Here is a 21563-nt window from a genome sequence, read left to right as displayed (position 1 = left end):
AGGTTCACGTCCCGACGCGCGTCGCCGCCGCGTCGTCGGCGTCGGACGCCCGGGCTGCCGCACGGGAGGTGTCCTCGGCGTCAGGCGCCCCGGCGGCCGCGCGGGAGGCGTCCTCGTGCAGGGCGACGAACAGGGAGTACGGCGTGCCGCCGGGGGTCGACGGGCGCGCGGCGAACTCCTCGGCCAGGGCGTGCAGGCGGCCGACGAGCTCCGCGTGCCCGGCCTCGTCCAGCCGCAGGCCCAGCCGCGTCACGAGGACCGTCTCGGGGTCGACCAGCCCGACCTCCTCGACGAACGTGTCGATGAGCGTCCGGGCGACACCCGCCACGTCGCGCACCGACCACGAGCGCCGCGTCGCGCGGTACGGGACCTCACGCGAGCCCCGGGTCCCCCGGCGCATCGGCTCGGCGGCGAGGAAGCCGCGGTCGACCAGCGTGCGGACGTGGTGCAGGACGGTGGCCGGGTTCCGGTCCAGGCGCGCGGCGATCTCGCGGTTGGTGAGCGACTCGTCGAGGCACAGGCGCAGGATGCGCATGCGGAGCGTGCTCGCGAGCGCCCGGGCGTCGGCGTCACGCTCGGCGGTGCTCCGCTCGTCCGCGGTGGATCCCGTCATGTCCTCACTCTCGCATACTGATTGACTTTTCCCAATCAGTGCCGCCACCCTGGTGCCCGTGAGCACCACCCCACCCCCGGCGCAGGCCTCCACCGAGCCGCCCGCCGACGCCGCGACCCCGCCCGCACCGGCCGCGTCCCCGGCGCCCCGCCGCTCGCTGATCCACCACGCCGACTTCCGGCGCCTGTGGGGCGGCGACGCGCTCGGCCAGCTCGGTGCCCAGCTCACCGTCATCGCGCTCCCCGTGCTCGCCGTCGACCACCTCGCCGCCACCGAGTGGGAGATGGGCATCCTCAGCGCCGCCGAGTCGCTCGCGTTCCTCGTCATCGGCCTGCCCGCCGGCGCATGGGTGGACCGCATGCGCAAGCGGAACGTCCTCATCACCGCCGACCTCGTGCGCGGCCTCGTGCTCGCCGTCGTCGTCGCCGCCGCGCTCACCGGGCACGCGTCGATGCCGCTGCTCATCGGCGCCGCGCTCGTCATCAGCGTGTGCTCGACGTTCTTCGACGTCGCCCACCAGAGCTACGTGCCGTGGCTCGTCGGCCTCGACCACATCGTCGAGGGCAACTCCAAGCTGCAGTCCACGCAGTCGGTGGCCCAGGTCGTCGCCCCCGCCGTCGCGGGCGCGCTGCTGCGGGTCGTCACGGCGCCGCTGCTCATCGCGATCAACGCCGTCACCTACGTCGTGTCCGCGTTCGCCGTCGGCCGGATCCGGCACCGCGAGCAGCCGCCCGCGCCTGAGACCCGCCGTCCGCTGCGCGTCGAGATCGCCGAGGGCCTGCGCTTCGTCGTCCACCAGCCGCTGCTGCGCCGGATCGTCGCGTGCACCGGGATCGGGAACCTGTTCGGCACCGCCGCCGGCTCGCTCAGCGCGATCTACGCGCTGCGCATCCTCGGGCTCGACACCGTCGCGTTCGGCACCGTGCTGTCGGCGGGGGCCATCGGCGGGCTCGTCGGCGCCGTCGCCGCCGACCGTCTGGCGCGCCTGGTCGGCGAGGGCCGGATCATCCCGCTGTCCGCGATGCTTTTCGTGCCCGCAGCCGCGCTCCCGCCGCTCGCGGTCGTCCTCGACGTCCCGCCGGTCGCGGTCCTCATCGCCGGGGGGCTGCTGTTCAGCTTCTCCGTCGTCGTCTACAACGTCGCGCAGGTGAGCTTCCGGCAGCGCCTGTGCCCGCCCGCGCTGCTGGGGCGGATGAACGCGTCGGTGCGGTTCTTCGTCTGGGGCACCATGCCGCTGGGCGGCGTGCTCGGCGGCTGGCTGGGGACGAGCCTGGGCGTCGTCCCGACCCTGTGGGTGTGCGCGGGCGGCGCGCTGCTGTCGACCCTGCCCGTCGTGTTCTCGCCCCTGCTGCGGATGCGCGACCTGCCCCGACCGGAAAGCGTCGAGACCACCGCCTGACCGGGCGGCGACCTCCCCGACCGTCAGGTCACAGGTCGTACTCGACGACGACGGGGGCGTGGTCGGAGAACCGCTCCGCGTACGTCGCCGCACGGTCGACGGTCGCGGTGACCGCCGCGTCGGCGAGCTCCGGCGTGGCGAGCTGGTAGTCGATGCGCCACCCCGCGTCGTTGTCGAACGCCTGCCCGCGCCACGACCACCACGTGAACGGCCCGGGGCCCTCCCCGCCGAGCTCGCGGCCCAGGTCGCGCCAGCCGAGGTCGTCGAACCAGCGGTCCAGGTAGGCGCGCTCACGCGGCAGGAAGCCCGCCGCCTTGAGGTTGCCCTTCCAGTTCTTGATGTCGGCCTCGCGGTGCGCGATGTTGAGGTCGCCCGCGACGACCGCGGAGCCGCCGTCGCGCGACAGGTCGCCCAGCCGGGACGTCACGTGGTCGAGGAAGGCGTACTTCTCATCCATCGACGGCGTCCCGACCGTGCCGGAGTGGATATAGGTCGAGACGACGGTGACCTTGCGGGCGGGCGCACCGTCGTGCGACGGGACCGCGAGGTCGGCCTCGACCCAGCGGCCGGTGTCGCCCGTGACGCCGGTCCGCATGCCGATCCGCACCGCGTCCATCGGCAGCCGCGACGCGATCGCAACGCCCGCACGGCCCTTGGTCTCCGACGCCTCGTGCGCGAGGTGCCAGCCGTCGGCCGCGAGGTGGTCGGCGAGGATCTCGTCGGAGGCGCGGACCTCCTGCAGCAGCAGGACGTCGGGCTTGCGGGTCTCCAGCCAGGTCCCCATGCCGCGCTTGTAGGCCGCGCGGATGCCGTTGACGTTGACGGTGGCGATCGTGAGCACCGGACCATCCAACCCCACCCCACCGACAGGCCCGACCACCCGGCCGGGCCCGTCGGGCGGTGCCGCTCACTCCCCGCGGTAGGCGGCCTCCAGGGCGGCGATGTCGAGCTTCTTCTGCGTGAGCATCACCTGCGTCGCGCGCGCGGCGCCCGCGGGGTCGGCGTCGGGCGACATCGTCCAGGTCGCGAGCTGGCGCGGCACGACCTGCCAGGACAGGCCGAAGCGGTCGGTGAGCCAGCCGCACGCGACCTCCTCGCCGCCACCGGCGAGCAGCGCGTCCCAGTACCGGTCGAGCGTCTCCTGGTCCTCGACGTCGACGAGGAACGAGAACGCGGCGTTGAGCGTCAGCGAGTCCCCCGCGGCGATCGCCGTGACGGGCATGCCGTCGAGGACGAACTCGACGACGAACGGGTCGCCGGCCTTGACGCCCGGCATGTCGGCGGGGGCGTGCACGACGTTGGTGATCTTCGAGTTGGGGAAGATCGAGACGTAGAACTCGGCTGCCTCGACGGCGTTGTCGTGGTACCAGAGGTGCGGCTGGATGATGCCCATGACGGGTCCTCCCGGGCGTCGGTGGGTCGATCGGGACGTCGACCACTCTCCTCCCGGCAGACCGGCCCCGGTACCCGCACTCATCGGGGTACCGGGGCCGGGTCGTGCACGGCACGCGGGGAGGTCAGCCGGCGAGGCGCTCCGCGGTGTCCACGACGTTGCTCAGCAGCATCGCGCGCGTCATCGGGCCGACGCCGCCCGGGTTGGGCGACACCCACGACGCGATCTCGTGGACGCCCGGGTCGACGTCGCCGACGACGCGGCTCTTGCCGGTCTCCGGGTCGGTCGCGCGGGAGACGCCGACGTCGACGACGACCGCGCCGGGCTTGACGATGTCGGCCGTGATGATCCCCGGCACGCCCGCGGCGGCGACGATGACGTCGGCGTTGCGGGTGTGCTCGGCGAGGTCCTCGGTGCCCGTGTGGGTGAGCGTGACGGTGGCGTTGATCTCCCGCCGCGTGAGCAGCAGGCCGATCGAGCGGCCCACGGTCACCCCACGTCCCACGACGACGACGTCCGCGCCGCGCAGGTCGACGCCGTGCCGCAGCAGCAGGTCGATGATGCCGCGCGGGGTGCACGGCAGCGGGCTCGTGACGGGCTCGTTGACCCGCAGGACGAGCCGCCCGAGGTTGGTCGGGTGCAGGCCGTCGGCGTCCTTGTCGGGGTCGACGAGCTCGAGCACCCGGTTGGTGTCGATGCCCTTCGGCAGCGGCAGCTGCACGATGAACCCGGTGCAGGCCGGGTCCTCGTTGAGCCGCCGGACCGCCGCCTCGATGTCCTCCTGCGTGGCGTCGGCCGGCAGGTCCTCGCGGATCGAGGCGATGCCGACCTCGGCGCAGTCGCGGTGCTTGCCCTCGACGTACCAGCGCGAGCCGGGGTCGTCGCCGACGAGCAGCGTGCCGAGCCCGGGCGCGATCCCGCGGGCCGCGAGCGCCGCGACCCGCTCGGTGAGCTCGGCCTTGATCGTCGCCGCCGTGGCCTTGCCGTCGAGGAGCTGTGCCGTCATCGCCGGCCGCCTCAGTACTGCTGCAGGCCGGCGTACAGCGGGAACGCCTCGGCGAGCTTGGCCACGCGGGCCCGCAGCGCCTCGACGTCCGTCGCGGCACCGCCGACGAGCGCGGTCGCGATGATGTCGGCGACCTCGGTGAACTCGGCGTCGCCGAAGCCGCGGGTCGCGAGCGCGGGCGTGCCGATGCGCAGGCCCGACGTGACGCGCGGGGGGCGCGGGTCGAACGGGACGGCGTTGCGGTTCACGGTGATGCCGGCGGCGTGCAGGAGGTCCTCCGCCTGCTGGCCGTCGAGGTCGGAGTGGCGCAGGTCGACGAGCACGAGGTGCACGTCGGTGCCGCCCGTGAGGACGCTGACGCCCGCGTTCGCGACGTCGGCGGCCGTGAGGCGGTCCGCGATGATGCGGGCGCCGTCGATCGTGCGCTGCTGGCGGTCCTTGAAGTCGTCGGTGCCGGCGACCTTGAACGACACGGCCTTCGCGGCGATGACGTGCATGAGCGGGCCGCCCTGCTGGCCCGGGAACACCGCGGAGTCGATCTTCTTGGCGTACTCGGCCTTGCTGAGGATGAAGCCCGAGCGGGGGCCGCCGATCGTCTTGTGCACCGTGGACGACACGACGTCGGCGTGCGGCACGGGCGACGGGTGCAGGTCGGCGGCGACGAGGCCCGCGAAGTGCGCCATGTCGACCCAGAGCTTCGCGCCGACCTCGTCGGCGATCTCCCGCATCGCGGCGAAGTCGAGGTGCCGCGGGTAGGCGGACCAGCCGCCGATGATGACGTCGGGGCGGTGCTCGAGCGCGGCGGCGCGGATGGCCTCCGGCTCGATGCGGAACGTCTGCGGGTCCACGCCGTACGCGGCGACGTCGTAGAGCTTGCCGGAGAAGTTGATCTTCATGCCGTGCGTGAGGTGGCCGCCGTGCGCGAGCTCGAGGCCGAGGATCTTGTCGCCCGCGTTGATGAGGGCGTGCAGCACCGCGGCGTTGGCGGTGGCGCCGGAGTGCGGCTGGACGTTGGCGTGCTCCGCGCCGAACAGGGCCTTCGCACGGTCGATCGCGATCGTCTCCGCGATGTCGACCTGCTCGCAGCCGCCGTAGTACCGGCGGCCCGGGTAGCCCTCGGCGTACTTGTTGGTCAGCACGGAGCCCTGCGCCTGCAGGACCGCGCGGGGCACGAAGTTCTCGGACGCGATCATCTCGAGCGTGCTCTGCTGGCGGGCCAGCTCGCCGTCGAGGACGGCCGCGATCTCCGGGTCGAGCTCGGAGATGTTCTGGTCGAGGATCGGGGTGTTGTCGGCGCTCATCGGGCGACTCCCTGGGGCATCAGCGGACGGATCATCGGGTGCGGAGGGGATGTGCACCGGCACGCGGACGGGCACGCACACACTCTCTCCGTGTGGTGACCGTGGGCCCAGGCGTCCGACCCGAAGTCTGCTGCTGCGTCGCTCCCCGGTGGTGACCCACCCGCTGCGCCAGTCGCGACCGGCCCAGAGTATCAACCCGACGCGCCGCACCCCCGCCCTTCCACCCCCTGGGCACCCTGTGGAGATCTCGCTCGTGGCCGCCCTCTCCCTCTCTAGGGTCCCGTCGACGACGGACGGAGCGACTGAGGGAGACGAACGTGGATAGCACCCCGAGCAGCCGTGCCGACCGGCCTGGCCGACGAGCGCACGCAGTCCTCGCCCTGCTCGCGGCCTGTGGCATCGCGTCGTGCGCACCGTCTGCGAGCGCGGAGAGCAGTCCGAGGACCTCGCCGACATCCGTGGTCGTCGACGGGGACCGGCGGGTCCGTGTACGCGGCGGCACCGTCATGACGCCGTGCTTCACCTATCAGCTGCCCGAGGTGGGCTGGGCGCTCGTGCGGGGCTCGTCGGGCTGCACGACCGCGATCAGCTTCGAGGACGTCACCGACGTCCTCACGACGGTGCACGTCCGGATCCAGGCCGGTACGACGGGCGGCGACGTCGACCGACTGGTGGAGGTCACCCGCCAGTCGTACCGGGATGCCGGCATGGACGACTGGGAGGTGGACGTGACCCAGGTCGGCGGGTACACCGTCGTCAGGGCGAACGGCCTCGACGAATGGGGGATGCACGACGTGACCTACCAGGTCCCCCTCGACGGGAAGGAGTTCACGCAGGACGGCCTCGCGATCGACGCCATCTGGGTCACCGGCCCGTCGACGAAGGTGGGTGACGAGTGGGCCCGCTCGGTCATCCGGTCGCTGCGGGTCCGCTGAGCGGTCGGTCCAGGCCGGCGTCCTCGAACAGCGCGAGCCAGCGGCGCAGGAGGTGCTCGAGGTGCTCGGCGTCGGCCGGGTCGAGCGCGTCGAGGAGGCGGCGCTCGTTCGCCATGTGGTCGGTGAACGCGGCGTCGATGACGTCCATCCCGTGCGGCGTGAGGGCGATGACGCGCTCGCGCGCGTCGCGCTCGGAGACGCGGCGGGTGACGAGGCCCGCGGCGGCGAGGCGGTCGACGCGCTTGGTCATGGCGCCGCTGGTGACGAGCGTGTTGGCGCACAGGTCGCCGGGGGTGCGCTCGTAGGGGGCACCGGCGCGGCGCAGCGTCGCGAGGACGTCGAAGTCGCCCTCCCCGAGGCCGTGCTGCCGGTAGACGGTGACGAGCTCGTCGGTGAGGTGACCGGCGACGCGGTGCAGGCGGCCGATGACGCCCTGCGGGCGGACGTCGAGGTCGGGGCGCTCGCGGCGCCACGCGGCCTGGATGAGGTCGAGCCGGTCGAGCGGCTCGCGGGGGTCCAGCGGCCCGCGGGGGTCACGGCGGTCGTCGGCGGTCATGGGTCGACCATATCTTCCACGGAAGGTATATTCCCTTCCGTGGAAGAGAAATCGGTGCGCTGGTCGCTCCTGACCGCCGTCGCTCCCCTCACGTGGGGCACGACGTACTACGTGACCAAGCACGCCCTGCCCGCGGACTTCCCGCTCTGGGGATCCGTGCTGCGCGCGCTGCCCGCCGGGCTCGTGCTCCTGCTCGTCGTCCGGCGGCTCCCCCGCGGCGCCTGGTGGTGGCGCTCGCTCGTGCTCGGCACGCTGTCGATGGGCGCGTTCTTCGCGCTCGTCTACGTCGCCGCGCAGCTCCTGCCCTCCAGCGTCGCCTCGACCGTCATGGCCACGTCGCCCGTCGTCATGATGCTCGTCGCGTGGGCGCTGCTCGCCCAGAGGCCCCGCGTCCTCGCGCTCGCCGGGGCCGGGCTCGGCGTGGCCGGCGTCGCCGCGATGCTGCTCACCGGCGGCGGCGACGTCCGGGTCGTCGGCGTCGTCGCGTCCGTCGCGGCCATGCTCATGTCGAGCGTCGGGTTCGTCCTCGCGACCCGGTGGGCCGACGGCGTCGACGTCGTGTCGTCGACCGCCTGGCAGCTCGTCGCGGGCGGGCTCGTCCTGGTCCCGTTCGCCGTCGCCGTCGAGGGCGCTCCCCCGGCCCTCGACGCCCGCGCCGTCCTCGGGTTCGCCTACGTCAGCCTCGTCGCGACCGCCGTCGCCTACCTCGCGTGGTTCACCGGCCTGCGCCGGCTGCCCGCCGGGACCGTCGGCCTCGTCGGCCTGCTCAACCCCGTCGCGGGCGTGCTGCTCGGCGTGCTCCTCGCGGGCGAGACGCTCACCCCGCTGCAGGTCGCCGGGGTCGCGGTCGTCCTGCTCGGCGTCGTGCTCGGGCAGCCCGTCGTCGAGCGGGCCCTGCGCGCCCGCCGCGACCGCCGCACCGAGACCTGCACCGTCGACGTCCCCGCCGACGCCCACGCCGCACGGCGTCCGGTCACCGCGTCAGCCCGCCCGCCCGTCGCGACCGCGCCGACCGGACCGACCCGGCCGGGCGCCGCGCGGAGGCCTCACGTCGCGTCCCAGAGCCGCCGGTAGAAGTCGGTCCGCTCCGCGTCGGGCGCGATCCCGTACGCCTCGAGCAACGGCTCCTCGAACCCCGGGCCGTAGTTCCACAGCGTGCTGTACGTCGCGACCGCGAGATCGGCCCACCGGTCGGCGACGCCGAGCGTCCCGAGGTCGACGTGCGCGAGCCACGAGCCGTCGTCGGCCAGCAGGGTGTTCGGCGCGCACGCGTCGCCGTGGCACACGACGAGCCGGTCGACCGGCGGCGGCGGACCGAGCGCGGCCCGCGCCTGCGAGCGCCCGCCCTCGCGCGCGTCCGCGACCGCGAGCCGCCGCTCGACGCCCCAGTCGAACGGGCAGCCGTCGACCGGGAGCGCGTCGTGCATCGCCCGCAGCCCCGACCCGATCGCCCGCACCGCCGTCAGCGGGTCGGCGAGCCAGCGCGGGTCGACAGCGCTGCGCCCCGCGAGCGGGCGCGTGACGAGCCACGACCCCTCGTCGTCCGCACCGGCCTCCAGGACCGTCGGCACCGGCGTGAACGGCGCGGCCCAGCGCATGCGCGTGACCTCGGCGTTGAGGTCCAGCGGCACCCCGACCGGCACCCACTTGACGAACCGCTCGGGCTCGTCGAGCAGGAACGTCAGGCCGCCGAGCTCGTTGCGCCACACGACCTCGCGGACGCCGCCCATCCGCCGCACGACACGCGGCACGACCGTCGGGTCGACGGGCCGGCCGGCGAGCGCGGCACCGGCCACCGGGACCTGCCCCGTGCTCCCGGACGGCTGCACGGGACGGTCAGCCCTCGACGCGCTCGTCGTCCCCGAGGATCTTGCGCAGGTATGCGTACGTGAGGTCGCCCGCCGTCTGGTCGTGCTGGTGCTCGTAGCCCTGGCTCTCGTAGAGCGCGATGTTGTGCAGCGAGTCGCGGCCGGTGAACACCCAGACCTCCTCGATGCCGTCGGGCAGGATCGGCAGGATCGCCATGAGCAGGCGCGTGCCGACGCCCTTGCCCTGCAGGTCGGGGGCGACCGCGAACCGGCCGAGCGTGGCCTTCGCGCCCTCGACGACGACCCGGATCGAGCCGATGAGGCGGTGGCCGGCCCACGCGCCGAGCGTGATGACGCCGTCGGCGCTGAGGTCGGCGCGGAGCTCGTCGAGGGTCTGCGTGAGGGGCGGGATGTTCGGGTCGCCGTACTGCTGGGCCTCCGTGACGAACGCGGCGCGGCGGAGCGTGAGGAGCTCGCCCGCGTCGTCGAGGGAGACGGTGCGGATGTCCAGGTCGGCCTGCGTCATGGCGTCATCGTCTCAGCCGCTCGCGCGGGCGCACTACTCTCGGGCTCGTGTCCGACGTCGTGTCTCACCATGCAGATGAACCCACGCACTGGGTCCTGACCCTCTCCTGCCCCGACCGTCCCGGGATCGTCCGGGCCGTCGCGGGGGTCCTCGCGGACCACGGGGGCAACATCACCGAGTCGCAGCAGTTCGGCGACCCGCTGTCGGGGCTGTTCTTCATGCGGGTGCAGGTCTCGGCGTTCGCGCCGCGCGAGGTGCTGGCCGGGGCGATGAGCACCGTGGCGCGCACGTTCGCGATGACGTGGTCGCTCGACGTCGTCGGCCGGCCCGTGCGCACCCTGGTGATGGGCTCGACGGCGGCGCACTGCCTCAACGACCTGGCGTTCCGGCAGCGCTCCGAGAAGCTCCCGGTCGACCTGGTCGCCGTCGTGTCGAACCACACGGCGCTGGCGCCGCTCGCGGAGTTCTACGGCATCCCGTTCCACCACGTGCCCGTGACGTCGGCCACCAAGGCGCAGGCCGAGGCGCGTCTGCTGGAGCTCGTCGAGGAGCTCGACGTCGAGCTCGTCGTGCTGGCCCGCTACATGCAGATCCTGTCCGACGACCTGTGCCGCCGCCTCGAGGGCCGGGTCATCAACATCCACCACTCGTTCCTGCCGTCGTTCAAGGGCGCCCGCCCCTACGCGCAGGCGCACGACCGCGGCGTCAAGCTGATCGGCGCGACCGCGCACTACGTGACGGGCGACCTCGACGAGGGCCCGATCATCGAGCAGGACGTCGAGCGCGTGGACCACACGCGTGCGGTCGACGACCTCGTGGCGCTGGGACAGGACGTCGAGCGCCGGGCGCTGGCGCGCGCGGTGCGCTGGCACGCGGAGCACCGCGTCCTCCTCGACGGGCACCGGACGATCGTCTTCCGCTGACCCACCCCGGCCGGCCGGGCGCGAGGTCGTCACTTCTCGTCGAGGTCGTGAGCTGCAGCTGACGACCTCGGCAGGATGTGACGACCTCGGCGACCGGCGGCGAGTCCGGCGGCGAGACCGGCCGACCCCCGACGCACGTGCCGAGGGGCCCGCACCGGTCGCGGCGCGGGCCCCTCGGTCGTCACGTGGCGGCGGTCAGGGGGTCGTCGCGCCCAGCGTGTACGCACCGGAGCCGGAGTAGGCGTAGACGCCGTACCGGTACTGGCCGGCCGTGCCGTTGTAGGTGATGGTCTCGTCGGCGCTGGTCGACGTCGCCGAGGCGACGTTGGCCCACGCGGACCCGTTCCACTTCTGCAGGTACAGGTCGAAGTCCGTCCCGCTCGGGCCGTCGAGGCAGACGCGGATGGTGCCGCTGGACCCGACGGTCACATAGCTGCCGGACGGCTGGACGGCGGACTGCCGCGAGGCGAGCGAGCCGGTGTAGGTCCGCGCGTACCCGGTGCAGGTCGTGCCGCCGCCACCGCCGCCGCCGGACGACGTGACGAGCGTCAGGCCGTAGGCGGAGAGCGCCTCGTTGACGGGCTGGAAGTACGTCGTCCCGCCGGTGGTGCAGTTGCCCGACCCGCCGGACGTCAGGCCCTGGGCCTGGTTGCCGGCGATGAGCGAGCCGCCGGAGTCGCCGGGCTCGGCGCACACGTTCGTGCGGATGAGGCCGGAGACGCTGCCCTGCGCGTAGTTGACGGTGGAGTTGAACGCCTGGATCGTCCCGCAGCGCCACCCCGTGGTGGAGCCGGAGCGGCAGACGGACGCACCGACGGTCGCCTGCGTCGAGCCGGCGACGGCCACGGTGCCGCCGCTGTAGTTGTTCACGGCGCCGACCGGGGTGTTGCCGGACGCGACGCGCACCCACGCGTAGTCGTTGCCGGGGAACGACGAGCCGGCGAACGTGCCGGACGGCGTCGTCGTGGTCGCGCCGGTCGTGCCGCAGTGCCCGGCGGTGACGAAGCCGCCGCTGACGGCGAAGCCGACCGAGCAGCGCGAGGTGTTGTTGATCCGGTAGGCGTTGCCGCCGATGACGTCGATGAACGTGCGGGGCGCCTCGGTGGTCTCGACGACCCGGACGGCGTCGGCGGGCACGCCTGCGGCGGCGACGATCTCGGTCGCCTGGGCCACGGCGAGGGCGGTGGCGTTGACGACGACCGTGTTGGTAGTGACGTCGACGTACCAGGACGGCACCGCGGCGACGACGGGCGCCAGTGCCGCGTCGAGGGCCGTCCGCCAGGCGTCGAGCTCGGCGAGCGTGTGGCGGGCGGCGACCGGCTTGGCGCCGGCGGCGCGCACGGCGGGCGCGTCGGCCGTGTCGGTCGTGGCGACGTGCAGGACGTTCGCGGCGGGGTCGAGCCAGGCACCGGCGTAGTCGGCGCCGAGGCTGGCCTCCAGGCCGCGCTCGACCTCGACGGCGGCGGCCTGGAAGTCGAGGCGTTCGCGCGCGGCGCTCGGCGACAGGCCCAGGTCGCGCTGCATCGCGTCGAGGAGTGCCTTGCCGCCGGCCTTCGGGCCGCTGACCGGTCCGGGCGCGTCGACGTCGGGGGCGGGTGCGGCCCACGCCGCGGCGGGGACGAGGGCGAGCGCGGCGGCGAGCCCGGCGGTCGTGAGCAGGTGTCGCAGTGGTCTCATGTCACAGCTCCGTAAGTAGGCGGATGACTGGTGTCACTGACTAGTGCGACTCGGATGCTACTCGCCGGTACCTCCTCCGAGAAGAGGGCGGCGAGGGCCGGTCACGGAACCCCACGTCAGCGCACGACGACGGACCCGCACCCCGGCCGGGGATGCGGGTCCGTCGCGGTGCGGCGGCGCGGGACGGGCGCTGCGGATCGCCCGCCCCGCGACCACATCAGCCGCCGAACCAGCCGGACAGCCACCTCCACGAGGCGCCCGGCCCGCTGCCGAACCAGTCACGCACGTCGTCCCACCAGTGGTGCGACGGCCCGTGCGAGCCGTTCGTGTCCTTCTCGACGAGCACCGCGACCGTCCGCGCGGGCACGGTCACCGTCCCCGTCGCCCGGTCCCAGGTCGTCGCCCTGACGACCGGGTCGCTGCCCTTGGCCTGGACCGTCGACAGCGTGTAGCGGTCGCCCGCGAGCGCCGCGACCGTCTGGGTCGTCGCCTCGTCGGAGGCGTTGACGACGACGAGCAGCCCGTCGAGCTTCGTGTCGACGTCCTTGTCCCAGCGCCGTGCCGTCCGGTCCCAGCCGCCCTCGTCCGCGACGTGCATGACGACGACACCGGGGTCGGCGTCCGGGCCGGAGCCCGGGAACGTCACCTTCTGCTCGATGAGGTCCGCCGAGCCGAGCCGGAACAGCGGCGTCGAGAACCGCAGCCGCAGCAGGTCGTCCGCCGCGGCCGAGGCCGTCGCGATGTCGGCCGGCGTCGGCTTGAGCGCCGGGTCCGCCAGCAGCGGCTGCTGGAAGGCCCACTTGGCCTCGTTGTCCGGCCGCGGCGGCAGACCCCGGCCGAAGCCGTTGTCCTGCTTCGACGGGTCGAACAGGTTGAACCAGTCGCCCGAGTCGTAGCTGTTGCGGTCGAGCGACTTGCTGCGCAGCAGGTCGGCGCCCGCGTGCCAGAAGCTCGGCGTCTGGGCCAGCGCGGTGGTGGACAGGGAGACGGTGTTCATCCGCACCCGGTCCGCCATCGTCGTCGACTGCGGCAGCTTGTACGTCAGCGCGTCGAACAGCGTCTCGTTGTCGTGCGCGTCGACGTAGGTGACGACCTCCTCGGGCGAGTCCGCGTAGCCCGCGGGCTGGCCGTTGTAGTCGAGCTCGTCGCCGGCCTGCACCGCGCCGGACGACGTGAGGAACGCGTAGTCCCGCAGGTTGCCCGCCATGCCGAGCCGCACGAGGTCGCCCGCGTGCTGCACCCGGGCCAGCTGGTCGGCCTCCGAGCCGTTCACCGGGTCCCCGTTCGGGTCGGTGTACGCACCCGAGCCGAAGCCCTGGATGCGGGGGTTCTCGTCGAACGGGCCGCCGCCGCGCACCGCGTCGCGGAGCCGGTCGGAGAACGTCCCGATGCCGGTGCCGCCGAGCTGGCCCTGCGTGGCCTGCTCGAAGAGCCGGTTGTCGGCGACCTCGCCGAAGTTCCAGCCCTCGCCGTACAGGTAGACCTTGCGGCCGTCGACCCCGTCGCGCTTCGTCGTGAGGTCGTCGAGCGCGTCGCGGACCGCCTCCATGGTCGAGCGGGAGTGGTGGCCCATGAGGTCGAACCGGAAACCGTCGACCTTGTAGTCGCGGGCCCACGTGACGACCGAGTCGACCATCATCTTCTCGGCCATCGCGTGCTCGGTCGCGACGTTCTGGCAGCACGTCGACGTCTCGACCGCACCCGACGCGTTGAGCCGGTGGTAGTACCCCGGCACGACCCGGTCGAGGACCGACTTCTCGTCCTGCCCGCTCGCCGCGGTGTGGTTGAACACCTGGTCGAGCACGACCTGCAGGCCGTCGGCGTGCAGCGCACCGACCATCGTGCGGAACTCGGCCACGCGCGCGCCGCCCTCGGCGTCGACCGCGTACGAGCCCTCGGGCGTCGTCCAGTGCAGCGGGTCGTAGCCCCAGTTGAAGCCGTCCTGCGCGGCCACCGCGGTGACGCACGCCTGCTGCTCGGGCGAGTCCGGCGGGAACGACGCGAGGTCGCACTGCGGGGTCTGCTGGTCGGCACGGGCCTCAGGGATCGTCGCGATGTCGAACGTCGGCAGCAGGTGCACGGTCGTCAGGCCCGCGTCGGCGAGCTCGCGCAGGTGCTGACGGCCGGCGCCCTTGCCGGCGAACGCGAGGTACGTCCCCCGCTGCGCCTCCGGCACCGTCGGGTCGCCGATCGAGAAGTCCCGCACGTGCAGCTCGTAGATCGTCTGGTCCACGGGCCGCACGACCGGCTGCTTCGCCTTCTCCCACTGCTTCGGGCGGTACTCCTTGTCCGCCAGGTCGACGAGCACCGAGTGCGTGCTGTTCAGCGTCAGCGCGACCGAGTAGGGGTCGGTCACGCGGTTCACCTCGACCGCGTCCGTCGTCGGGGCGTAGACCGTGACCTCCCAGAGGAACGCCGCACCCTTCCACGCCTTCGTGCCCGCGACCGTCCACGAGCCGTCGTCCTGCTGCTCGGCGGCGACCCGCTGCGGCTCGGCGCTCGTGTCGAGCCCACCGGACCGGTTCGCGGGCCACAGCAGCAGGTCGACGTCCTGGGCCGTCGGGGCCCACAGGGCGAGCGTCGGGACGCCCTTGCGCCACGTCGTGCCGAGCGCGCGGTCCGCCGCGTCCGCGGCGTAGAGGTCGTCGAGGACGCCAGGCACCTGGACGCCGCTGGCCTGCTGCAGCGTGCCGTCGGCCGTCTCCTGCGTGACGAGGAGCTCACCGCGCAGCAGGTCGCGCACGGTGTCCTCGTCCGCGTCGACGCGCAGGGCGAGGTAGCCCTCGAGCGCCGGGAACCGTGCGACCTGGTCGTCCGTGAGCCCGTCGGGGTCGTAGGCGAGGTCGACGGTCGTCGCCGCGCCGGTCACCGCGCCGTCCGTGACGCCGAGCGACCCGTCCGGCGAGCCGTGCAGCCGCCACACGGACGGCGCCGGGTCGATCGCCGGCTCGTTCGGCCACGTCGCCGGCCACGCGACCGTCTGTGCGTCGACCCACTGCGCCCGCTCCTCGCCCGTGCCGGGCAGCGGCGGGTCCGTGACCTCGATCGTCAGGAGGTGCGTCGCCAGGACGTACGAGAACGTGACGGGCTTGCCTCCGGGCACGGTGAACGGGATGTTCGCGCCGCCCGGTGCCCCGCCGGCGCCGTAGTTCTCGGTCCAGGACAGGTTGTGCGCGACCTTGCCCTCGTAGGCGCCCGCGGGGATCTCGTCGGTCGTGAACGTGTAGGTGCCGTCGCCGTCGGGGTCCTGGAGCCACGTCGCCAGGCAGTCCGGCGCCCAGTCGCCCGCGCACCCGACCTCGGAGTTGTGGCTGCCCGGGACCGTGAGGAGCGGGCCCTGCGCGGTCGACGTGAACCAGTGCGTGACCGGGTCGTAGTAGAAGGTCACAGGGCCGTCCGCGGCGAGCGTGTAGGTGACGTTCCCGCCGTCGCGCACACCGCCCGCACCGTAGTTCTCGGTCCACGAGCCGCCGATCGCGACCTTGTACTCGTACGTGCCGGCGGGCAGCTCGAACGTGCCCGCGTAGACGCCGTCGGGCCGGTACGTCAGCCGCGCCGCCTCGCACGCCGGGGCCCAGTCGCCCGCGCACGTCATCTCGCTGTTGTGGCTGCCGGGCACGGAGACGACCAGGTCACCGGGGTCGGTGCCGCCGTCCACGTCCCCGTCGACGCGGATGCCGACGCTCGCGAACGAGGACGCCGCGGACCGGTGCCCGGCCGCGTCGACCGTCACCGCGCGGTACTCGACGAGCGTGCCCCGCTCGAGGCCCGTGACGTCGTGGTAGACGCGCGGGCTGGTCGTCTCGGCGGTGCCGAGCGCGGTCCAGTCGGTGTCCCCGACGACGCGGTAGGCGAACGACGTCTGGTTCCACACGTCGTCCGCGACGCCCGCACCGACGGGCGCGACGCCGCTCACGGCCGCACCGGCACCGGGGACGTCGAGGGTGATCGGCCCGGCCGTCTCCGGGGCGCCGACCGTCGTGCCCGCGCGCAGGACGACTGCCGACAGCGCCGGGACCGTCACCGACACCGTGCCGTCCGCGGCGGCCGTGACCGTGCCGTCCGTGCCGTACAGGCCGGTGAACGTCGCCCCCGGGGTGAGCGTGTCGACGGTGACCGTCGCGGGCGCGGTGCCGTTGTTCAGCGCGACGAGGTGCTCCACCTTCTCGGTGGTGTCGACGCGGGAGAACGCGTACACGCTGCCGTCGGAGTAGCGCTCGATCTGCGCACCCGTGCGCAGGGCGGGCGACCCGGCCCGCAGCTCCGCCAGGTCGGCGATCGTCCGGTACAGCACCGTGTCGGTGTCGTAGCGGTCGACCGAGCCGGCCGTCGTCCCGTCGAGGAGCGCCTGGTCCGCGTACTCGTCGACCTGCGTCGCGAACAGCGACTGGCGCGCGTCCTTGTCGCCGCCGCCCAGCGAGCCGTCACCGACGAAGCCCTGCTCGTCGCCGTAGTACACGACCGGCTGGCCGCGCGTCAGGTACATGAGCGCGTGCGCGAGCTGCGAGCGCGCCTGCGGGTCGGACGCGTTCTTCACGAAGTGGCCGATGCGACCCATGTCGTGGTTGCCGAGGAACGTCGGCAGGGCCTGCGCGTTCGACGTCGGCGTCGTGTAGTAGTCGTCGCCCGCGAACAGGTTCGACAGGGCCTCGGCCGACGACGATCCGCCCGTGTACCCCGCCGCAGCCGACTGGAACGTGAAGTCGAGCACCGCGTTCATGTCGCTCTTGCGCACGTACGGCGACAGCTTCGCCGGGTCGGCGTCGTACACCTCGCCGAACATGAAGAAGTCGGGGTTCCCGACGGACGCGGCGTGCTCGCCGATCGCGGTCGCCCACTGCTCCCAGAACTCGAAGTTCACGTGCTTGGCGGTGTCGATGCGGAAGCCGTCGATGCCGAGGTCGACCCACGCCTCGTACACGTCCTCGAAGCCCTCGACGACGCTCGGGTGCTCGGTCATGAGGTCGTCGAGGCCGGAGAAGTCGCCGTAGGTGACGGACTCACCCGTCCACGTCGAGTCACCCCGGTTGTGGTACAGCGTCGGGTCGTTGAGCCAGGCCGGCACCTTGACGTCGGCGTCGGCCGGGTCGACGACCGGCGTGTACGGGAACGACGTCGCGGGGTCGAGCGCCGGGAAGTCGTCCGTGCCCGCGTAGTCCGCCGGGTCGAACGGCGTGCCGTCCGCGGCGCGGTACGGGTCGGCGGACTGCTCGACGTAGGAGTACGTCCCCTCCGCGTAGGAGATCACGTCCGCCGTGTGGTTCGTGATGATGTCGAAGTACACGTCGATGCCGCGCGCGTGCGCGTCGTCGATGAGCGCCTCGAGCTCGGCGTTGGTGCCGAGGTGCGGGTCGATCTGCGTGAAGTCGGTGATCCAGTAGCCGTGGTAGCCGGCGGACACGTTCGCGCCGGTGCCCTGCACGGGGTTGTTCTTGAAGGACGGCGTCAGCCAGATCGCGGTCGTCCCGAGCCCGGCGATGTAGTCGAGGTGCTCGCGCAGGCCCGCCAGGTCGCCGCCCTGGTAGAAGCCCTTGTCGGTCGGGTCGAGGCCCGTGACGAGCCGGTCCCCCGTCAGGCCGCCCGTGTCGTTCGACGGGTCCGCGTTCGCGAACCGGTCCGTCATGACGAAGTAGAAGCTCTTGCCGGCACCCGGGTCGCGCACGGGCTCGGCGACGAGGTCCGCGTCCTCGTCGGTGTAGCCGCCGCCCAGGCCGAGGGGGGTGACCGACGTGCGGTGCGTCGCGTCGTCGTACGTCACGCGCAGCGTCGTCGCGCCGGCGAGGACCAGCGGGCTGTTGTCGCCCGAGCCGTCGACGCCGTACGACGCGTCCCACGCGTCGTCGAGGGCGACCTTGTACTCCCACGTGCCCGCGGGCACCTCGAAGTCCGCGGTGAACGTGCCGTCGCCGACGGGGACGAGCTCGGTCGCGGTGCAGTCCGGCGCCCAGTCGCCCGCGCAGCCGAGCTCCGACTGCAGGCTGCCGACGAGCGCGGCGCTCGTCGCGGCCGCGGCGGCGGGCGGTGCGGTCGCCGTCGCGAGGGCGGCGGTCCCGACGAGACCGGTGCCGACCGCGAGGGCCGTGAGGCCGGCGGTGAGCCGTCGTGCGGGACGGGCGGAGGGGCCTGCGGGGGCAGGGGGGCGGCGCGACATGGCGACTCCTTCGTCGACCCGGCACAGCGGTGTGGCGGGACGTCGCCGACCGTACTTCCTTGCAGCAACTTGCAGCAAGGGTTTCCGGCCAATCGGTCCAGCCACCACACACCGGACACCGAGGACGACCGCGCCAGTCCAGCACGCGCACGCCGGGCCCGCCCGTCGAGCGTCGTCCGCCCGTTCGAGCGCCGTCGACGCGACGGCGCTATCGAGCCGCCGCGTCCCCCAGGGCCTGCACGGCCTCCGCCAGACCCGGGACGTCGTCCACCTCGACGACCTTGTCCCGGCTCGTCGCCCCCGCCACCAGCGTCACCGCGCGACGACGCACCCCCAGCGCGTCCGCGAGCGCCCGCAGCGCCGCCTCCGTGGCCGCGCCGTCGACGGCCCGCTCCTGCACGGCCACGACCAGGCGGTCGCCGTACCACCCGCCGACGCGCGTGCGCGACGCCCCGGGGCGCACCCGCACCGCGACCCGCACCGGCGTGACAGCCGTCGGGCGGACCGGGCTCAGACCAGCCCGAGCGAGCGCACGGCCTCGCGCTCCTCGACGAGCTCGGCGACGGACGCGTCGATCCGCTCGCGGGAGAAGTCGTCGACGTCCAGGTCGGGGACGATGCGCCACTCGCCGCCCGACGACGTCACCGGGAACGACGACACGAGCCCCTCGGGCACGCCGTACGAGCCGTCGGAGACGACGCCCGCCGACGTCCAGTCGCCCTCGGGCGTGCCGTGCACCCACGTGTGCACGTGGTCGATCGCCGCGTTCGCCGCGGACGCCGCCGACGACGCGCCGCGCGCCTCGATGATGGCCGCGCCCCGCTTGGCGACGGTCGGGATGAACGTGTCCCGCACCCACGCCTCGTCGTCGACGACCTCGAGCGCCGGACGGAACCCGATGGTCGCGTGCGTGAGGTCCGGGTACTGCGTCGCCGAGTGGTTGCCCCAGATCGCGACGCGGCGGATGTCCTCGAGCGTCGAGCCGGTGCGCGCGGCGAGCTGCGCGAGGGCGCGGTTGTGGTCCAGGCGCGTCATCGCCGTGAAGCGGTCCGCCGGGACGTCGGGCGCGTGCTGGGCGGCGATCCACGCGTTCGTGTTCGCCGGGTTGCCCACGACGAGGACGCGCACGTCGGACGCGGCGCCCGCGTTGATCGCCGCGCCCTGCGGGCCGAAGATGCCGCCGTTCGCGCTCAGCAGGTCGCCGCGCTCCATGCCGGCCGCGCGCGGGCGCGCCCCGACGAGCAGGGCCACGTTCGCGCCGTCGAACGCAGCGGTCGCGTCGTCGTGGATGTCGATGCCCGCGAGCAGCGGGAACGCGCAGTCGTCGAGCTCCATCGCGGTGCCCTCGGCCGCCTTGACCGCCTGCGGGACCTCCAGCAGGCGCAGCCGGACCGGGGTGTCGGCGCCGAGCAGCTGCCCCGACGCGATGCGGAACAGCAACGCGTACCCGATCTGGCCGGCGGCTCCCGTGACGGTCACGTTGACGGGCTGGCTGACGGGCACGGCGGCCTCCTCGGTAGCGGATCAGGTGCGCACCCGCACGCTACCCCGTCGGACCCGCCTCGGCCGGGAACGCCGACGGCGCCCGTCCCCCCGGAGGGAGCGGGCGCCGTCGGTGGTGCTCAGGCCAGGCGCGCGGCGAGGTTCTCGTCGAGCGCGGCGAGGAAGTCCTCGGTGGTCAGCCACGCCTGCTCGGGGCCGACGAGCGCCGCGAGGTCCTTCGTCATCTTGCCGCTCTCGACGGTCTTGATGACGACGTCCTCGAGCGTCTCCGCGAACTGCGTGACCTCGGGCGTGCCGTCGAGCTTGCCGCGGTGCTTGAGGCCGCCGGTCCACGCGAAGATCGACGCGATCGGGTTCGTCGACGTGGGCTTGCCCGCCTGGTGCTGGCGGTAGTGGCGCGTCACCGTGCCGTGCGCGGCCTCGGCCTCGACGGTCTTGCCGTCGGGCGTCATGAGGACGGACGTCATGAGGCCGAGGGAGCCGAAGCCCTGCGCGACGGTGTCGGACTGCACGTCGCCGTCGTAGTTCTTGCAGGCCCAGACGTAGCCGCCCTCCCACTTCATCGCCGCGGCGACCATGTCGTCGATGAGGCGGTGCTCGTAGGTGAGGCCCGCGGCGTCGAAGTCCGCCTTGAACTCGGCGTCGAACACCTCCTGGAAGATGTCCTTGAACTGGCCGTCGTAGGCCTTGAGGATCGTGTTCTTCGTCGACAGGTACACCGGGTACCCGCGCTGCAGGCCGTACGCGAACGAGGCCCGCGCGAAGTCGCGGATCGACTCGTTGAAGTTGTACATGCCCATCGCGACGCCGCCCTCGGCCGGGTACGTCACGACCTCCTGCTGGATGGGCTCGGAGCCGTCGGCCGGCGTGAACGTCAGCGTCAGCGTGCCCGCGCCGGCGACCTTGAAGTTCGTCGCCTTGTACTGGTCGCCGTGGGCGTGACGGCCGATGATGATCGGCTTGTTCCAGCCCGGCACCAGGCGCGGGATGTTGCTGATGATGATCGGCTCGCGGAAGACGACGCCGCCGAGGATGTTGCGGATCGTGCCGTTGGGCGAGACCCACATCTTCTTCAGGCCGAACTCCTCGACGCGCGCCTCGTCGGGCGTGATCGTCGCGCACTTGACGCCGACGCCGTGCTCGCGGATCGCGTGCGCCGCGTCGATCGTCACCTGGTCGTCGGTCGCGTCGCGGTTCTGGATCGACAGGTCGTAGTACCGCAGGTCGACGTCGAGGTACGGGTGGATCAGGCGGTCCTTAATGAACTGCCAGATGATGCGCGTCATCTCGTCGCCGTCGAGCTCGACGACCGGGCCGACGACCTTGATCTTCGCCATGCGGGGGTCTCCTGTGCCGTGGGGAGTGGCCCGGGGGGGCCGAGTGCCGGGGCACCGAGCGCCACACACGCGCGTCGGCCGGCGTTTCCGCGGTCAAGATTACTCGACATCAAGACATCTCGGGGACCGGACGGCTCCCCGTAGCGGTGCCCCGGGTCACAGTTCGCTGGCATGCTGGCCCCCATCAGCAACGGCGCGGCCGGCGCCGGCCTCCCCGGCCGGGCGCGCGCCCGCGGACGACCGCACTCACGACAGGACCGACATGTCCCACGAGACACCCGACCAGCCCGCCGGTGCGCCCCTGAAGAAGGACGCGACCGACGTCCCGGCCCCCGAGGACGTCACGGCTGCCGCCGCGGCCGACGCCGCCGCCGCGCCCGCCCCGGAGCCGCCCGCGCCCGTCGCGCCGGCCGGGTTCGCGGCACCCGCGGAGCC

17 protein-coding genes and 1 riboswitch are annotated in these 21563 nt (G+C 73.3%); of the genes, 4 read left to right on the top strand and 13 right to left on the bottom strand.

The window, feature by feature from the left end; translation table 11 throughout:
• Positions 1–4: 4 nt before the first annotated feature.
• Complete coding sequence (locus CBZ_RS04590; protein WP_130780415.1) at positions 5–613, bottom strand: ArsR/SmtB family transcription factor; 609 nt, start codon at positions 611–613, stop codon at positions 5–7.
• 58 nt (positions 614–671) lie between these two features.
• Between CBZ_RS04590 and CBZ_RS04585 the strand changes: the two genes are divergently transcribed.
• Complete coding sequence (locus tag CBZ_RS04585) at positions 672–2012, top strand: MFS transporter (RefSeq protein ID WP_130780414.1); 1341 nt, start codon at positions 672–674, stop codon at positions 2010–2012.
• Positions 2013–2040: 28 nt separating this feature from the next.
• Here CBZ_RS04585 and CBZ_RS04580 read toward each other — a convergent pair whose 3' ends face one another.
• The 4 genes from CBZ_RS04580 to glyA form a co-directional block, all read right to left on the bottom strand.
• Positions 2041–2853, bottom strand: a complete 813-nt coding sequence (locus CBZ_RS04580; RefSeq protein WP_165446650.1) for an exodeoxyribonuclease III — start codon at positions 2851–2853, stop codon at positions 2041–2043.
• Positions 2854–2919: 66 nt separating this feature from the next.
• Entirely contained in the window at positions 2920–3405 is a 486-nt protein-coding gene (locus tag CBZ_RS04575; protein WP_130780412.1) for a VOC family protein, read from the bottom strand.
• Between the two features lie 124 nt (positions 3406–3529).
• Positions 3530–4411, bottom strand: a complete 882-nt coding sequence (locus CBZ_RS04570) for a bifunctional methylenetetrahydrofolate dehydrogenase/methenyltetrahydrofolate cyclohydrolase (protein ID WP_130780411.1) — start codon at positions 4409–4411, stop codon at positions 3530–3532.
• Between the two features lie 11 nt (positions 4412–4422).
• Positions 4423–5712: a serine hydroxymethyltransferase gene (gene glyA, locus CBZ_RS04565; protein ID WP_130780410.1), complete on the bottom strand. Its 1290-nt coding sequence runs from the start codon at positions 5710–5712 to the stop codon at positions 4423–4425.
• Between the two features lie 98 nt (positions 5713–5810).
• A riboswitch (ZMP/ZTP riboswitch) is annotated at positions 5811–5898 on the bottom strand.
• Between the two features lie 272 nt (positions 5899–6170).
• Between glyA and CBZ_RS04560 the strand changes: the two genes are divergently transcribed.
• Complete coding sequence (locus CBZ_RS04560; RefSeq protein ID WP_130780409.1) at positions 6171–6647, top strand: hypothetical protein; 477 nt, start codon at positions 6171–6173, stop codon at positions 6645–6647.
• Here the strand turns inward: CBZ_RS04560 and CBZ_RS04555 are convergent.
• Entirely contained in the window at positions 6622–7203 is a 582-nt protein-coding gene (locus CBZ_RS04555) for a MarR family winged helix-turn-helix transcriptional regulator (RefSeq protein ID WP_130780408.1), read from the bottom strand. The two genes, CBZ_RS04560 and CBZ_RS04555, sit on opposite strands and share 26 nt — an antisense overlap.
• 39 nt (positions 7204–7242) lie before the next feature.
• On the opposite strand from CBZ_RS04555, the gene CBZ_RS04550 reads away from it, so the two are divergent.
• Positions 7243–8277: an EamA family transporter gene (locus CBZ_RS04550; RefSeq protein ID WP_218022709.1), complete on the top strand. Its 1035-nt coding sequence runs from the start codon at positions 7243–7245 to the stop codon at positions 8275–8277.
• On the opposite strand, the gene CBZ_RS04545 is transcribed toward CBZ_RS04550, so the two are convergent.
• Positions 8250–8933, bottom strand: coding sequence for an aminoglycoside 3'-phosphotransferase (locus CBZ_RS04545; protein WP_165446651.1), 684 nt, complete (start codon positions 8931–8933; stop codon positions 8250–8252). The two genes, CBZ_RS04550 and CBZ_RS04545, sit on opposite strands and share 28 nt — an antisense overlap.
• Positions 8934–9039: 106 nt before the next feature.
• Complete coding sequence (locus tag CBZ_RS04540) at positions 9040–9537, bottom strand: GNAT family N-acetyltransferase (protein WP_130780406.1); 498 nt, start codon at positions 9535–9537, stop codon at positions 9040–9042.
• Positions 9538–9584: 47 nt separating this feature from the next.
• Here CBZ_RS04540 and purU point away from each other — a divergent pair, with 47 nt between their 5' ends.
• A complete protein-coding gene (purU, locus tag CBZ_RS04535) occupies positions 9585–10460 on the top strand; it encodes a formyltetrahydrofolate deformylase (protein WP_130780405.1) in 876 nt (291 codons plus the stop codon).
• 195 nt (positions 10461–10655) lie between these two features.
• On the opposite strand, the gene CBZ_RS04530 is transcribed toward purU, so the two are convergent.
• The 5 genes from CBZ_RS04530 to CBZ_RS04510 all read right to left on the bottom strand — a co-directional run bounded on the left by CBZ_RS04530 (position 10656) and on the right by CBZ_RS04510 (position 21128).
• Positions 10656–12137, bottom strand: a complete 1482-nt coding sequence (locus tag CBZ_RS04530) for an alpha-lytic protease prodomain-containing protein (RefSeq protein ID WP_130780404.1) — start codon at positions 12135–12137, stop codon at positions 10656–10658.
• A gap of 217 nt (positions 12138–12354) precedes the next feature.
• A complete protein-coding gene (gene pulA / locus CBZ_RS04525) occupies positions 12355–18288 on the bottom strand; it encodes a pullulanase-type alpha-1,6-glucosidase (protein WP_130780403.1) in 5934 nt (1977 codons plus the stop codon).
• Positions 18289–18496: 208 nt separating this feature from the next.
• Positions 18497–18757 (bottom strand): DUF167 domain-containing protein, encoded by a 261-nt coding sequence (locus CBZ_RS04520; protein ID WP_246013055.1) that lies wholly within the window; start codon positions 18755–18757, stop codon positions 18497–18499.
• A gap of 41 nt (positions 18758–18798) precedes the next feature.
• Positions 18799–19791 carry a malate dehydrogenase gene (locus tag CBZ_RS04515; protein WP_130780401.1) on the bottom strand — a complete coding sequence of 331 codons (993 nt, stop codon included), beginning with the start codon at positions 19789–19791 and terminating at the stop codon, positions 18799–18801.
• Between the two features lie 119 nt (positions 19792–19910).
• Positions 19911–21128: an NADP-dependent isocitrate dehydrogenase gene (locus CBZ_RS04510; RefSeq protein WP_130780400.1), complete on the bottom strand. Its 1218-nt coding sequence runs from the start codon at positions 21126–21128 to the stop codon at positions 19911–19913.
• Positions 21129–21563 lie beyond the last annotated feature (435 nt).

It is taken from the genome of Cellulomonas biazotea, assembly GCF_004306155.1.
Classification (GTDB): domain Bacteria; phylum Actinomycetota; class Actinomycetes; order Actinomycetales; family Cellulomonadaceae; genus Cellulomonas; species Cellulomonas biazotea.
Note: the sequence above shows the minus strand (reverse complement) of the source record. Positions and strands in the feature narration are given on the sequence as shown.